The sequence below is a fragment of the Legionella maceachernii genome (assembly GCF_900167045.1).
In the GTDB taxonomy this organism is placed as follows: domain Bacteria; phylum Pseudomonadota; class Gammaproteobacteria; order Legionellales; family Legionellaceae; genus Tatlockia; species Tatlockia maceachernii.
The window spans coordinates 340,060-354,748 of record NZ_FUXJ01000002.1 but is presented as its reverse complement, the minus strand read 5'-3'; the positions used below and the strand labels follow the sequence as shown (position 1 = coordinate 354,748).

Here is a 14,689-nt window from a genome sequence, read left to right as displayed (position 1 = left end):
TTTAAACTCCTACATTCACAGATTGCTGCGAAGGTGTCATAGTATTATGATCTCGAACATTAGGAATTTGTTCTAAAAAAAACTCAGCGACTTGCTTTGTTTTAGCATGGTGTTCCACCAGCTCTCCTGTTAGCTCCCTTATGTAACCACGCTCAGTTCTAGCTCTATCGGCTTTAAATTTAGGATAATTGTTAACTAATTCATGTAACTCTTGAGAAAACTCATCCGCTTCAGCTTTTAATCGGAGATTATTACCACTCGGAGTTCTTACTTGAAAAAATTGACATTGATTATTTGACGACACATTTCTATTCGAACAAGCATTTTTTATTGCTTCAATTATTTGCCGCCTTTCTTCAAAGATTTTTTCTGAAACTGTATCGTACTCATCTAAATCCTGTTCCATCTGATTCAAAATAGGCTTTCTGGATTGACTAAAAAAATTATTTGAAGGAAAACCAACAGCATTCAATAACAAGTCTATTACATATCTCATTTTACTTCCTTGTTGCTGCTCATTGAATTTATTTAAACTCCTACATTACGGATTCATAGATTGCTAGAATATGCCATAGAATTACGATCACGAACATTTTGAATTTGTCCTAAAAAAAACTCAGCCGCTTCCTTTGTTTTAGCATGGTGCTGCTCAAGCTCTCTTGTTAGCTTTCTTATGTAACCACGCTCAGTTCTAGCTCTATCCGCTTTAAATTTAGGATAATTGTTAACTAATTCATGTAACTCTTGAGAAAACTCATCCGCTTCAGCTTTTAATCGGAGATTATTACCACTCGGAGTTCTTACTTGAAAAAATTGACATTGATTATTTGACGACACATTTCTATTCGAACAAGCATTTTTTATTGCTTCAATTATTTGCCGCCTTTCTTCGAAGATTTCTTCTGAAATTTTATCGTATTCATCAAACTCTTTTTTTATTGATTTTCCTGCCGCTTCAGCATATAGTTTACCCTCTCCTCTTCCAACACTAAATGCAATAATTCCACAACATCCTATAAATGCACCCAATACTAACGCGCCTATCTGACTTACTCCCAAAAGCGGTAAAGTGAAATAAGCAACCGTGATTACCAGGCTAAGGATAAGGATATGAGGAAAAAAAGTAGCAACTAGTATAGTAAGCAATCTAATAGTATGGAGTAATAGTAATGACAACGCTAAAGCAAATTTCTCAAGCGCTATTAAAGCATTCTTCCCTGCCTCACACAATTTTCCTCCAGCAAGCGAAAAGTTAAATTCCCACAATAAAGAAGCTGTCTCTCTTAAAGTCCTAAAAATTTCTACAGTAGCATAAGCACCCGATTTAAATAATTCCCATTGCAAAGACAACATTGAGCTACAAATGTCCGCAAATTCGTCAAGGCTTTTTAATTGCCTAAAAAAATAATTTATCGGTTGTAATAGGTTCTCTTTCTCTAGCCTCAATCGCTCAATTTCTGTTTCTGTAAAATGGGAAGTCATTTTAAATACCTTTAAATTCGTATAATAACTAATCTTTTTAACTCAGTTTTTCACAAAAGTTAATCCTAACAAGTCAGCTTTAAAGAATTAGCATTCCCGTTGCTAGGCTCTGTCATAAATCCTAAGCAAATTTCTGCAACTTGCTTGGTTTTAGCATGGTGCTCCATAAGCTCTTTTATATGATTACTTAGGTAATTCGGTTCAGCCTTTGCTCTAGCAGCATTTAATCTAGGGTAACCATTAATTAAATCAGTTAACCCTTTCATAAATTTTTGAGCTTCAACTATTAAGCGTTGCTGTTGAGACGTTATCGCACTTTCTTGAAAAAATTGGTAACGGGCATTTGGTTTTTCATTTTGATCTTGATCATCTTGGTCTTGATCGTCAAAAGCGTTTTTTATTGCTGCAATTATTTGCTCTCTTTCCGCAAAAATTTCTTCCGAAATGGTATCGTACTCATTTAAATCTCGCAGTATTTGCGTGTAAATAGACGTTCTTGATTGACCAAAAAAATTACTTGAAGTAACACCAACAGCATTCAATAACAAGTCTATTGCATATCTCATTTTATTTCCTTGTACTAATGTTAAGAAAATAAATTAATTCCCAAACAACAATATTTATCACTTAAATAAGGATTCGAATGGAGTACTTTTCTTGTAATGATTAATGTTTTAAGAAATCGATGAGTTACGGACTCAAAGTTGAAGTGTATAATTTCCATTTAAAAGTCCCTATTTTCAAAACGACCGTATTCTATCTGATGTGATGTTATTAGCACAAGTTTAAATCCTGTCCGAAATTCCCTAAAAATTAACTTTGAAGTGCGAGGGCAACCTTCATCGCTGGTTTGTGTGGTTCTTTCAGACTGATAAGCTCCGCTCTGGGCCTTAGAACGTCCATTATCTTGGTAAGCAGTGCTTTGAGTCCAAGATGATTGACTGGCTTGAGGATTATTATTCGAAATTTGGACATTATTAGACTGTTCTTGCGTTTTCGCTCTTTGTTCTAACAAACTAGGGCAATCTTCTTGATAGGTCCTCAATATCATTTCATTAATAGTTCCCGGGGTAATTCCATTTTGCTCCTCAAGGTCACTAATCCTTACTGCATGGGTTGCTTGTATTAATCCCACATTGCTAGCAACTTCATCGCATCTATATTCAAGTTTATCTAGTCTTTGATTCGGGTTAAGCTTTATGGCAATTTTTTGAGGTCGATTTAGTTTAAAAAATCCATTTGTATCTCGCGTTAACTTCTCATGAAGCATTTGGGTAATTAAAGCATCAATCTGAGTAAATGGAAGTAAATATTCATTTGGTTGGTTTAACATATTACTTTTCTCTTGATGATTAATATCTAAACTTCATTTTTGGAGATGATATGAAAATGAAGAAATAAATTCACCCGGGAGTTTTACTAGATTTATAGTATTATGAGATTTCACAAGAAAACTAATGCTTAGCCTCATACCTTTCTTAGGAAGGCATGAGCCAATGGGGAAAACAATCGTTTAAAAAATCACCAAAAGCTAGAGATCTTACCGCACAAACTGTATGTTGCAGAGCCCCTTGGTTACAAGTATAACTTGCCGAGCTTGAAACGATTACAGAAGTCAAAAAGAGAAATCATCTATCCGTATGCCATGCATCTCTGATTAAAAAATTGTTCTCACTCGTGCCACCAAATCCAAGCTCGGGGAAGCCGTTGCTTACACTATTTAACCAATAGCCTCACTCAATTTTTAAAAAAGATCTGTGCCCTCTCAATTTTTCGCTAGCATGAAAGATAGACAAGCGCATTGTCATTAATATAATATTTTTTCGAGCCCTAAAATCTCATAAACATTAAATCAATAAAACCATAATTAACAGCGAGTTGCGTAATCTGATAAGTATCATAACAATTAAGTTTTTCCTTAATTTTTGCCAAATGAAATTCCACTGTTTTTGGGGATATAAATAATTTTTCACTGGTTTTTTGAGCTGAATAGTGGTTTAAAAAATAATGCAAGCATTGTGCTTCTCTATAACTACATACAACATGTCCATAATCAAAAAATTGGTTTTCTAGTTTGAGTCCTTTTTGCACGGAATTTAGATGCATTATTTGAGTAATGAGACGAATCATTAGTTCATGCTTTATACATATATTTAGAATGCTAGTAATTTTAAGTATTTCTTGCAAAAATTCATTAACCGATTTTTCTTGAAATGAAAGAGCTATACCGAGAGTACCTACAAGCGCTCCATCCATTGCTGTTAATGGAGATTTTATAGACAGAACATGTAGTATATCGTTATTAAGACCGGTAGATTCAATAAAGCAGTATGCCTTTCTATTTCTCTGGACACATAGATCATGATTACTAACTAATTGATAAGTACTGCGCCATGGAAAAGATAAATCAGTTTTTCTTTTAATATCTTGATTAGAATTTAAATTAACAAAATCGGCGAAATTATCATTACAGCCTAAGTAGTACCCTTCACTATTTTTCCAAAATAAAAAACCGCGCAAAGTCGATAATAATTTATTAAGCTTATAATATTGTCTTGATTTAGGGTTAATAAATTCTATTGAAGTCATAGATTCTCACCTCATTACAAAGTAATTTTTTTACGTTTTGAATGTATAACTGAGCAAATTCAGCAACCACATCACTCCATCCTAAATAATAATACTTCATATTTTTGATGAGAATAAAGCCAACGTAGCCTTGATGGAGACGCAGTAATCGAACCTGCTGAAGTCCCCGCCACTCGACGAACTTTCTTCATATCGATTTTCTTACTAAGACTTTCTAATCCACCAATGTGGCCAGGCCCTTTAACACTACCTCCTTGAAAAGTTAAGTTGGTAATACTTCGCTTTGTTGGCATTTTCTCTCCTTATATTTCCATTTGTTTCTGTTAACCTTTGTTGCAACAGCTTAATTTGCAATAAAATTCAGTGCACACCGTTTTTAGAGCTCACAAACCTAAGATTATGTTCCATATCGCACAAATCTTGACGAGATATAACTAAGTTTGGACAAACTCTACTTAGCCCCCCTGGCGAGTCGCAAGAAGAAAACCTCACAAGAGCAAATTTTTTAGCCGCTAACGATTCCAAAAAATCCATTAATCCAGTTGACTTTTTAGTAGTCATGTTTATTTAATATTTGCCAATATTTCCATTCACAATTTTTACTTATTTCATATAGGGCTCTATAAGCTTTATTTAAACGAATATATTAATTTTCCAAACAAGAATATTTACACTTAAATAAGGATTCGAATGGATGATTTTTTGTAGTAATTTGGCGTTTTTTAAGAAATTGATGAGTTACAACTATAAATTTGAAGTATATAATTTCCATTTAAAAGTCCCTATTTTCAAAACGACCGTATTCTATCTGATGTGATGGTATTAACACAAGTTTAGATCATGTCCGAAATTCCCAAAGATATTCAATTATCAAAATTTAATTTGTGAATTATAATTACAAATAGTTTGAAATTTGTAATTAATTCTGAAATTACAAAGCAGTTGCTGCTTTACTGAATTAGAGATTAAATAAACAACTTAATGAAATAGTTAACAATTATTCAAAACCACAATTTTTATGTCGCATTTTCAACTTCAACAGTTAATAATGAACCGTCTCTATCGAGAATAACTTGCAAACAGAGTCGTACAAATTGCTTTCTGGAATACCCCAATTTATCTGCAAATTCAGCAGACATTTTAGGGCTCAAAACCTACGATTATGTTCAATGCCCTCAACGCTTATGATTTTTGATGCGACAACTTCCTCAATGGTTTCACAATTACAATGAAAATGCTCCTCATAAAGGGCTTAAAGGATGTTTCCCAGACATTGTTTAAAAACTGCTTTGAGGTAATTTTGTGGTCCGGTTTAATTGGGGGGTATTACACGTAGTTAAGATAACTGCTCTATTTTTGGTGATCTTCTCAAACTTAAACGAGCGTACTGCAAATCAACTAATTTCCCTCTTAGATGAGTACGCAGGAGTAGACAGCTCTTTAACCGCCTCCTGACAGCGGTTTTGCAAGAGAAATCCGTACGCAGTCTGGATTATTAGTTTTTCTCGTTATTCCAAAGTTTCTATCTCGCTTAATGATGTATAAATTTTGCCCACACTATAATGAGGTTACTTTTCATTTAAACCGATCATCTCCTATGCCTCATCAAGTTAATATTGCAAAAAATTTATCTAAATACCTCTCTTTTTGTTATGCAGAACATTTTACGAAGCAAGGCCAACCAGTTCCTTATGAGTTACAAACTATCGTTGCTGACCTTGAAAATAAGGGTCAGTGTTTTGGTTTTACCCTTATTCATGCAGCAATGGATACTACTAATCAATTATATTGGTGGGAATACGTTTTAGAACTGCTTGAAACTTGGGATGGAACGCCAGATGCACTTCAACAAAAAATTTCAGCCAGAGCAGATTTTTATCGTATAAATCTTACTGATTTACCTAAGAAAAATAAAGACGAATTACAAAAGCTAACTTTGGGTGATCTTTTTGAGCGCGCTGTTAATTATCTTGTTTATCACCAAATAGGACTAGCAACACCTTTCTTCACCCAAGATTCTGATCAGCTGACTATCTTAAATCCTGTGGCTACTGGTAAAAATTTATTTGAGATATTGGATCCCAATGGCAACTTGTTAACCATTAAAAGTAGGCAAATCGCTGCTGTTGGATCATTGCGTTCAGACGAAGTGGAGGCTGTATTGGATAATGATCCACAAGTCATACATTTAGTACATTCTTCTAACCATACCATTCGTGTGGGAGCCCATGGCGACAGATGGTTTGTTTATGAACCGAATTATAAGCGCGATGACTCTCAACCAATATTTAAGTATTTACGATATTTTTCAAATAAAACTGAAGCTACTCAAGAACTATTCAGGATTTTAGGGCCTGAAATCGCCATTGAAAAAATATCTATATACCAACAAATTAGTTCTTTACCAATGCCACCGCTCAGTAAAGAAATGGGGTCTCGCTATATGAATCATTTTTCTCCTCAAACATTCAAGGTACTTGCCAAATATTCCCCTCACGCACTAGCTGAGTTAGTGACGTATTTGGATGAGAAACACGCCCCTGAAAATAAGCAGCTAAAAGCAAGTTTTGCAAAGGCCCTCCAACAAAAATGCACTGGTGGATGGACTGGTTTGCATCTGATGGCCAGATATGCTCCTGATGCGCTCACTCGGTTAATGGCCCAACTTCCTCATGATGAGTCAGCCGAAGATTTAGAGCTCAAAAAAAACTTAACCTCAGCATTATGTGAAAAAACACCAAAGCAAACGATGGGTTTTTACATGGCATTCCTTTACGCGCCGGATGCTTTTACTCATTTATTAACCAATAAAAATATACTATTTCCTATGAGCGATATTTATGGACGATCGGTTTATTTAACCACCATAGAACAGGCGATTGCAGTGGCTTATGCCAATAATAATTCTGCCATGTTCCAAAACATATTTTCTCAATTAAAAAAAGAAAATAACCCTCTTACTGCTCAAACAATTCAAAAAATAGCAGACACTTTTGCCTATCCCCATCATTCACAAGCCAGCCAGTGGATCACCCAGCAATTGCTAAAACTTGATCCGCAACAAGCCTTAGTGAATGAACTTCAACAAAGCTACTGCGCGAATCCCAATATTCTTTTGGAGAGTTTCTTGCAACTCGGTTTTAATTTGCAAACCCCTTATCCTTCTAGCTCACTAACCCTTGGGGAGCATCTTGCTGCCTATACTTTCTCAAAGAGAGCCTGGATACCCTCGCAGCAGATTCAAGCCCTCTTTAGTAAATTAAGGTCAGTGTTAGATGAAAAGGCAATTCAAAGGATAGCAGATACTTTCCCCGATAGTGCTGCAGGCAGAGAACTAAAAGTCTGGATTTATCAAGAACTGATAAAGAAGGAACTTGCCCAGCCTGATCCTAATAAATCGATTATTTTAAATGCATTAGCACAAGGTAAACATGTCTGGGGCCAAGTCTTTAATACCTTACCTTATACCGCGCCTTTTTCCGGCCAGCCAATTTACTTAACCGTTGCAGAGCAGGCTATTGCTTGTGCCTACAAAATCAATGATGCAGCACTTTTAGAAAAAGTGTTGTCCGAATTTAAAAAAGAATTTATTACCTTTAATGGACAATTAATACAAAAAATAGCAGCTACCTTTCCTTACCCTGCTGATCAGAGTGCATCAGTATGGATCAGTCAGCAATTTATAAACCTTGAGCCCCAACAAGCTCTAAACAATGAACTTCAACGAGGAACTTGTGCTAATCCAGGTATCGTCTTGGGCGCTTTATTACATCCGGCAAACGATGAGATACTCAAAAAAGTAACAACTATTTATCCATCAATTAATCAACAAATTGACACCAGCCTTATAAAAGAAAATACAACGCCAAAATTGGAAGATAATCGATATCGGTTTTTAAGTGCTGATATCACTAACCAGCGCATTGATTCTGCCGAAAAAAAGATTCATGAGTTAACGCCCAATACAACCAGACTTTCGTGACGGAATCGATGGGCGAGCATATCGCTTCTGAATTTAAAAAGGCTTGAAAACTTTACTAAATTAGGATTGAATATCATGTGCCTAATAGGATAATTCACAATGACTAATAATGAATTAAAATCATTTCTAATGGTTTATGAATATCGCTCTTATTCAATAGCAGCAAAACGATTATTTGTTAGCCAATCAGCAATTAGCAAAAGAATTGGTAATCTGGAACATGAGATGGGTGCCAAGTTATTTGAAATCAGGGGGAATTTGCTTTTTCCAACCCATGAAGCAAAATTACTTGTTCCTTATGCCAGACAATTAATCAATACATTGAATAATGCAGTTGCAGACTTAATGAATCCGGACTTCTCAAAAATTGAAATTTTATTAGGCACAACACTATATCCTTCTGTAGGCTTTATCCCCTTTTTTATGGAGTTTTTAACAAAAGCAAAAACGGGTTATCCTCATCTTCGTATAAAACAGATCGCCAAACAGGATCTGTATACTTTTCTCCTTAATGGTTTTATTGATGTGGCTATGACAACAGAAGATATGGAAATCGAGAGTTCGATAAAGTGCACCGTGATCGATGAGGAAGATATTTTTATTGTGATTTCACCACAGCATATTTTAGCGAAGGAAAAGGAAGTTAGTTTAAAAGACTTGGCAAATTTTCCCTGTGTTCTTACACCACCTGGTTTCTCAATTCGTGATAGATTGGAAAGGCGATTTTCCAAACTAGAATTACCGTTTTTATTGGAGCATGAATTGTATTCTTTTGAGGCATTAAAAAAGCTTGTTCGGTTAGGTATAGGTTGGAGCGCATTACCCAAACAATATTTTGATGATGAATTAATCAGGTTAAACGTAAGCGATTTTTCAGAAAAAATAAAACTATCTTGGTATTGTCACAAAGAGAGGTTTGATTCCAAAATTATTCAATACACTGCCTCGCTGTTTAAACAATTTATAGCGTAAAAAAATAATTCACCCCCCCTGAGAGACATAATCCCTTATCTGCAGGGTTTAGAAAAGCTAAAGAAATGATGTTGAAATAGCAGATTTCCCAACCCTGATAGTTATCCTTATTCAAAATTTGAACCCATGTTCTATGTGTCTTTACGGTCTGCTCTCATTGCTTGACGACTTCAACCGCGAAGGCCTGCTATCGAGGTAGACTTATCCTTGCAGAGCGCGTTGTACGAACTCTTAATTAGATCATCGATTGGCGTGGTAGGGCTCGACAGATACGTTGTGCCAATGGCCCTGAATATATCAGTAAGTTGCTGGAACAATGGGCTGATAAAAATCAGATACAGTTAGTTTTTATTCAACCAGGAAACTCACAACAAAATGCCTATATTGAACGCTGTAACCGCACGGTTAGGTATGATTGGTTAAGCCAGAAAGTATTGCTGAGGTAGAACTTCATGCGCCACAATGGTTATGGACGTACAACAATGAACGTTCAAATACTGCTATTGGAGGGATTCCTCCAAGGCAAAAATTGGCACTAGTTGCCTAATCCTCTACTTTTTGCTTCAGTAAAAATGGGGGATTACCCGCTGACTCTAGCTAACAAAATTAATTCATTTGCAAAATTATTTCTCATAAATTATCTTTGCTGGAGTTAATTTAGTTATTTAATCAATAAATTATTAACTTTAATAAATTAACCAGAATATTAACCTCAATAAGATAGATTTTTATAAGTTCCCAAAAACACGCAGGGAGTAACTCCTGCGGTAACAAACGCGTTTCAAACCCTAGTAGATAGGCAAAGAAATGACGTAAATAGTCGAGATCATCATTATGCCCGATTTCATTTCTGCAAGAATCGTAACATTTTGAGGATTCAATGCTTTACTAAAAATTAGACTATATTTAATACATACTTTCTTTATTACAGGACAACAATCATGAAAAAGCCTTCTTCAAACTCTTCCAAAAAATCACCAATAGAAGATGTCAAAGATGATGATTTACACAACATTTCGGGGGGAAGTGAAAAGAATAGAAGACTCAATGATCCAATATATACTATTCCCAAACATCCTCAAACACCAAAACGCCGAAGTTAAGGACTTTAATTTAAGTTATCTGAATAAGCCTAGTAAAAGCTATTCTGAAATATAACAAAATTGAGCTTGAATAAGTCCAAAGCCATTCCCCGCAGTGCATGATGTATGCTGAGCAGAGCTTTTGTACTCCAAACGTGTGCCATGAATTTTTGTAAGACATTTCTTACAACATTTACCAAACATGTCTTAATGACGGACAACCTGAATTAAGTCATACTATAACCATGGAAGTTGCAAATTTCGGGGCATGGATGTCCTTAAACGGAAACAATACAAGGATGTATTGATCACAGGACGTGGAATTTGCAACTGCCCTACCCGCGCAATATTGGCTCACCTCCTTTTCCGACACGTCTAGTGATAACCGATCTTCTCTTTCAATTTTTTCTCTTGGGCTGAAAAATAGAGGCACTTGTTTCTCATGCTGGCTTAAACGAAGATCTGGGTTAAGAAGAGATTCACTCCGCTTCGCTCAGGATGCATACGCCTGCTATTCGAAATAACAAGTTCCTTACTATTTTCTCAAATACAATGCACTTAACACTTGATAAGCAGCCGCAACTCTTCTAACATGGACGAATTAATTGCTTGCAAAGCGAACGAACCATGATGAGTGATAAACTGTTTGGAAATCAATCAATTATCGTAACTTTAGATGTAGATGCTTTATTATTCGATAGGCTTAAGCAGATTGCCCAGGCAGGATTTTCCATTGTTGAAATTAATTGCAGTGAACAAAGTCTTTTGAAAAAAATCATTCAAGATTTTCCAGGACTACGCGTTGGAGCTGGCAATATTACCAACACTCAACAATTAGAAGAATGTTATCATGCAGGCGTTCATTTTGTCTCAAGCCCTGGCTTTTTGCCTGCGATCGCACAAACTGCTTCTATCTATTCCATTAATCATCTTCCAGGTATTGCCACAATCTCTGAAGCCATGCAAGTAATGGCGCTGGGGTATCATCAAGCAAGACCATATCCGGCTAATTTAGCCTTCTGTGCTTCTCTTAATCGCTGTTTGCCCACATTGCGCTTATTCCCCGCTGAAGTTGAGTGGGAAGAAGCAGAGCATTATCTTAGCTTGCCAGCTGTAGCGGCAGTAAGTATTGTGAATCCTGAAAGTAAGCATCTACATGCTTTATCAACTGGGATTTTTGCATAAAACACTGCTCACGTTTCACTGTTCAAGTAGCTTAGGAGTAACCGATTGTGTGCTTACAGCGGCAATCGGTTTTACTCTTCTCGAGAACCATTGCGACACAAGTCCACTAACAGAAAAAAAGCGCCGATACAAATAGCGCTATCAGCCAAATTAAAAACAGGCCAATGATGGTTTTCATAGTAGAGATCAATAAAGTCGACAACATGCCCCCACATGGCTCGATCGTATAAATTTCCTACGGCGCCACCCAGAATTAAGCTCACAGCTAAAGATTGCAGTCTTGCCTTTGGCGATAGCTTTGCTAACCACACCACCAAAACTAAACTCATAAGAATGCTGAATCCAGCAAAAAACCAGCGATGCCAACTGCCTGTACCGCTCAGAAAACTAAAAGCAGCACCCGTATTATAAGCCAAGGTAAAATTAAACATTGAAAAAAGCGGTTCTGGTTGATAAGGAATCAGATTAGAAGCCGCCCAGTATTTACTCAGCTGGTCAACAAGTACTATACCAAGACTTAAAAGAAACCAGGGCCATTTTTTCATGCGAAATGCCTCACCTCATCACGACCACTAATATTGCCGATGCATCGTTGACACAATTCAGGATGCTCGGCGTCTGAACCCACTTCTTCTCGACGATGCCAGCAGCGGCTGCATTTTTCATAATCGCTGGCTCGAACTGCAACTGCTAAATCGAATTCATTACTTCTCAAAGCATGAGCTTCACATTGACTCATTGGTTTTACAATAGCAGAAGAAGTAATAAAGACAAAACGCAATTCATCCCCCAGCTTGCTTAAAAGAGGGAAAAGCGACTCTCCCGCGTAAACAATGACCTCTGCGGCCAAAGCGGAGCCGATTACTCCCTCTTTGCGTTTACTTTCAAGGGCCTTGTTCACTTCATCACGAACAATTTGCAATTGCTGCCAAAATGGCATATCAACATTTTGAATTTGTGGCCATTGTTCATACCACTGCTCAAGAAATACGGACTCACTTTTTTTACCCGGTATGAACTGCCAGATTTCATCCGCTGTAAAAGACAAAATAGGAGCTAGCCAGCGAGTAAGGGCGTGGATAATATAATACATTGCCGTTTGGCATGAGCGCCTTGCTAAGCTGTCTTTTGCTGTGGTGTATTGGCGATCCTTAATCACATCCAAATAAAAGCTACCCATATCAACTGCACAGAAATTATGAATTTTTTGATAGATCACATGAAAGTAATAATTCTTATACGCTTCTTTAATTTCCTCTTGCAAGTCTTGACAGCGCTTAATCGCCCAGCGATCGAGTTCAATCAACTTAGATGTATCGAGCGTATGCTCCTCGGGGACAAAATCAAACAAATTAGCCAGTAAAAAACGAGCTGTATTACGAATACGACGGTAGGCATCTGCATTGCGTTTGATAATTTCTTCCGAAATACTTACTTCATGACGATAATCCGTGGAGGCAACCCACAAACGCAAAATATCAGCACCGTGTTGAGCAACTAATTTATCCAAAGCAATGTAATTACCTTTGGATTTCGATAACTTCTTTCCTTCCGCATCCACAGTATAACCGTGAGTTAATACCGTTTTAAAAGGAGCATGACCATAAATAGCAACTGCTGTAGTCAGTGATGAATTAAACCAACCACGGTGCTGATCTGAACCTTCAAAATACACATCAGCGGGTAAACCCAATGCTTCATTTTGCTTTAGCACACAGTAATGAGATACGCCAGAATCAAACCAGACATCAAGAGTGTCATTAATTTTTTCGTATTCCTTTGCATCAGTCCCTAAAAATTCAGCAACATCGAGATCAAACCACGCATCAATTCCTCTTTGCTCAACCTTTAAGGCTATTTTCTCAATTAATTCAACAGACTTAGGATGAAGTTCTCTCGTTGACTTGTGTACAAACAAAGGCATGGGAGTACCCCAAGCGCGTTGCCTGGAAATACACCAATCAGGTCTGGTCTCAACCATAGTTGCGATGCGTGCTTTACCCCAGTCGGGAACCCAATTGACCTTTTCAATTTCTGCTTTAATGGCCTGACGTAAGCCATTTTTATCCATGGCTATAAACCACTGAGGTGTGGCAAGAAAAATCATGGGTGTTTTATGACGCCAGCAATGAGGATAACTATGACGAATTGATTCGAGGTGCAAAAGCACATGGCGTTCACGCAATATTTCGATAATTTGCTCATTCCCTTTCAAAACAGAAACCCCAGCTAATAAAGGAACATCACTCGCGTAGCAGCCATTAACCATCACTGGATTAATCAGCGGGAGATGATAAGCCTGGCCTACTTGATAATCCTCTGGTCCGTGAGCAGGTGCAGTATGAACACATCCAGTGCCTGAGTCAGTAGTAACATGTTCACCCAGAATAATGGGCACTTCTCGGTCGTTAAATGGATGCTTTAATGCAATTTTCTCAAACGTTTTTCCTTTTATTTGGCCTAGGATAGTGTAGTCCTTGATGCCGTAACGAGCCATGACAGACTCAAGCAAATCCGCATTGAGTAAAAAATAATTTTCCCCTGTATCCACTAAAACATAGCCAAATTCTGGATGTAAGCAAACTGCTTCATTGGCCGGTAGTGTCCAAGGGGTTGTTGTCCAGATAGGAACAATGACCGGCTTTACAGGTAAATTCCTTGCAATCAAATTCAAAATGTCCTGAGGCTCAATGGCGTAGAATGCCACATCGATGGAGGGTGAAGTTTTGTCCTCATATTCCACTTCGGCCTCGGCCAATGCAGACCCACACTCGATACACCAATGAACCGGTTTAAATCCTTGCTGCAGATGCCCATTTTCGATGACTTTACCCAGTGCACGAATGATATTTGCCTCATAAGAATAATCCATAGTGACATAGGGATGTGCCCAATCACCAAATACGCCTAAGCGTTTAAATTCCTCACGTTGGATATCAATTTGGCTTGCTGCGTATTCACGGCATTTAGCACGAAATTCACTCGCACTGATTTTCATGCCGGCTTTGCCCACTTTCTTTTCCACATTCAACTCAATTGGCAATCCATGACAATCCCAACCAGGAACAAAGGGAGAATCAAATCCGCTCAATGCTTTCGATTTAGTAATAATGTCTTTGAGAATTTTATTAAGTGCATGGCCGCAGTGTAAATGACCATTAGCATACGGAGGCCCATCATGCAGGATGAAACGCTTTAATTTTTTGCTTGCTTGTCTTATTTTTTCATAGATACTTTCGGTTTCCCAGTTCGCTAACATTTGGGGCTCGCGCTGGGCAAGATTAGCCTTCATTGGAAAAGAAGTGTCAGGTAAATTTAAAGTATCTTTGTATTCTGCCATTATGCTTACTCTGTTAACGCGTTAAATGGTAATAGGTCAACCTATCGTCTTTGCCAA

General features: G+C 37.3%; 13 protein-coding genes and 1 pseudogene. 5 read left to right on the top strand and 9 right to left on the bottom strand.

Annotated features, from left to right (window positions below; genetic code table 11):
• Position 1: 1 nt before the first annotated feature.
• The 7 genes from B5D33_RS01560 to B5D33_RS16935 form a co-directional block, all read right to left on the bottom strand.
• Positions 2–496: a hypothetical protein gene (locus B5D33_RS01560; protein WP_078767290.1), complete on the bottom strand. Its 495-nt coding sequence runs from the start codon at positions 494–496 to the stop codon at positions 2–4.
• Between the two features lie 53 nt (positions 497–549).
• The gene (locus tag B5D33_RS01555) at positions 550–1,482 is read right to left on the bottom strand and encodes a hypothetical protein (RefSeq protein ID WP_078767289.1); all 933 of its coding nucleotides are present in this window, start codon (positions 1,480–1,482) and stop codon (positions 550–552) included.
• Positions 1,483–1,547: 65 nt separating this feature from the next.
• Positions 1,548–2,048 carry a hypothetical protein gene (locus tag B5D33_RS01550; protein WP_058452549.1) on the bottom strand — a complete coding sequence of 167 codons (501 nt, stop codon included), beginning with the start codon at positions 2,046–2,048 and terminating at the stop codon, positions 1,548–1,550.
• Positions 2,049–2,206: 158 nt separating this feature from the next.
• The gene (locus B5D33_RS01545; RefSeq protein ID WP_058452548.1) at positions 2,207–2,815 is read right to left on the bottom strand and encodes a hypothetical protein; all 609 of its coding nucleotides are present in this window, start codon (positions 2,813–2,815) and stop codon (positions 2,207–2,209) included.
• A gap of 497 nt (positions 2,816–3,312) precedes the next feature.
• Positions 3,313–4,071, bottom strand: coding sequence for a helix-turn-helix transcriptional regulator (locus tag B5D33_RS01540; RefSeq protein ID WP_058452547.1), 759 nt, complete (start codon positions 4,069–4,071; stop codon positions 3,313–3,315).
• 71 nt (positions 4,072–4,142) lie between these two features.
• A complete protein-coding gene (locus B5D33_RS01535; RefSeq protein WP_058452546.1) occupies positions 4,143–4,364 on the bottom strand; it encodes a patatin-like phospholipase family protein in 222 nt (73 codons plus the stop codon).
• 723 nt (positions 4,365–5,087) lie between these two features.
• Complete coding sequence (locus B5D33_RS16935; protein WP_267889319.1) at positions 5,088–5,210, bottom strand: hypothetical protein; 123 nt, start codon at positions 5,208–5,210, stop codon at positions 5,088–5,090.
• A gap of 458 nt (positions 5,211–5,668) precedes the next feature.
• Between B5D33_RS16935 and B5D33_RS01530 the strand changes: the two genes are divergently transcribed.
• From B5D33_RS01530 to B5D33_RS01515, 5 genes and pseudogenes are all read left to right on the top strand, one after another.
• A complete protein-coding gene (locus B5D33_RS01530; RefSeq protein ID WP_058452545.1) occupies positions 5,669–8,053 on the top strand; it encodes a hypothetical protein in 2,385 nt (794 codons plus the stop codon).
• A 99-nt stretch (positions 8,054–8,152) separates the two neighbouring features.
• On the top strand, positions 8,153–9,025 hold the full coding sequence (locus B5D33_RS01525) for a LysR family transcriptional regulator (RefSeq protein WP_058452544.1): 873 nt from the start codon (positions 8,153–8,155) through the stop codon (positions 9,023–9,025).
• Between the two features lie 148 nt (positions 9,026–9,173).
• Positions 9,174–9,572 (top strand): annotated as a pseudogene (locus B5D33_RS16775) (integrase core domain-containing protein); the annotation flags it as partial.
• 394 nt (positions 9,573–9,966) lie between these two features.
• On the top strand, positions 9,967–10,128 hold the full coding sequence (locus B5D33_RS16505; RefSeq protein ID WP_156415011.1) for a hypothetical protein: 162 nt from the start codon (positions 9,967–9,969) through the stop codon (positions 10,126–10,128).
• A gap of 606 nt (positions 10,129–10,734) precedes the next feature.
• Positions 10,735–11,292 carry a beta/alpha barrel domain-containing protein gene (locus tag B5D33_RS01515; protein ID WP_058452543.1) on the top strand — a complete coding sequence of 186 codons (558 nt, stop codon included), beginning with the start codon at positions 10,735–10,737 and terminating at the stop codon, positions 11,290–11,292.
• A 71-nt stretch (positions 11,293–11,363) separates the two neighbouring features.
• Here the strand turns inward: B5D33_RS01515 and lspA are convergent, their stop codons facing one another.
• Positions 11,364–11,837, bottom strand: a complete 474-nt coding sequence (lspA, locus tag B5D33_RS01510) for a signal peptidase II (RefSeq protein WP_058452542.1) — start codon at positions 11,835–11,837, stop codon at positions 11,364–11,366.
• On the bottom strand, positions 11,834–14,632 hold the full coding sequence (ileS, locus tag B5D33_RS01505; protein ID WP_058452541.1) for an isoleucine--tRNA ligase: 2,799 nt from the start codon (positions 14,630–14,632) through the stop codon (positions 11,834–11,836). The genes lspA and ileS overlap by 4 nt, the downstream gene beginning before the upstream one ends.
• Positions 14,633–14,689 lie beyond the last annotated feature (57 nt).

Coding starts and splice junctions, on each gene's coding strand:
- B5D33_RS01525 (WP_058452544.1), top strand. CDS start 8,153: ATGACTAATAATGAATTAAAATCATTTCTAATGGTTTATGAATATCGC.
- B5D33_RS01540 (WP_058452547.1), bottom strand. CDS start 4,071: ATGACTTCAATAGAATTTATTAACCCTAAATCAAGACAATATTATAAG.
- lspA (WP_058452542.1), bottom strand. CDS start 11,837: ATGAAAAAATGGCCCTGGTTTCTTTTAAGTCTTGGTATAGTACTTGTT.
- B5D33_RS01550 (WP_058452549.1), bottom strand. CDS start 2,048: ATGAGATATGCAATAGACTTGTTATTGAATGCTGTTGGTGTTACTTCA.
- B5D33_RS01535 (WP_058452546.1), bottom strand. CDS start 4,364: ATGCCAACAAAGCGAAGTATTACCAACTTAACTTTTCAAGGAGGTAGT.
- B5D33_RS16505 (WP_156415011.1), top strand. CDS start 9,967: ATGAAAAAGCCTTCTTCAAACTCTTCCAAAAAATCACCAATAGAAGAT.
- B5D33_RS01555 (WP_078767289.1), bottom strand. CDS start 1,482: ATGACTTCCCATTTTACAGAAACAGAAATTGAGCGATTGAGGCTAGAG.
- B5D33_RS01515 (WP_058452543.1), top strand. CDS start 10,735: ATGATGAGTGATAAACTGTTTGGAAATCAATCAATTATCGTAACTTTA.
- ileS (WP_058452541.1), bottom strand. CDS start 14,632: ATGGCAGAATACAAAGATACTTTAAATTTACCTGACACTTCTTTTCCA.
- B5D33_RS01545 (WP_058452548.1), bottom strand. CDS start 2,815: ATGTTAAACCAACCAAATGAATATTTACTTCCATTTACTCAGATTGAT.
- B5D33_RS01560 (WP_078767290.1), bottom strand. CDS start 496: ATGAGATATGTAATAGACTTGTTATTGAATGCTGTTGGTTTTCCTTCA.
- B5D33_RS01530 (WP_058452545.1), top strand. CDS start 5,669: ATGCCTCATCAAGTTAATATTGCAAAAAATTTATCTAAATACCTCTCT.
- B5D33_RS16935 (WP_267889319.1), bottom strand. CDS start 5,210: ATGTCTGCTGAATTTGCAGATAAATTGGGGTATTCCAGAAAGCAATTT.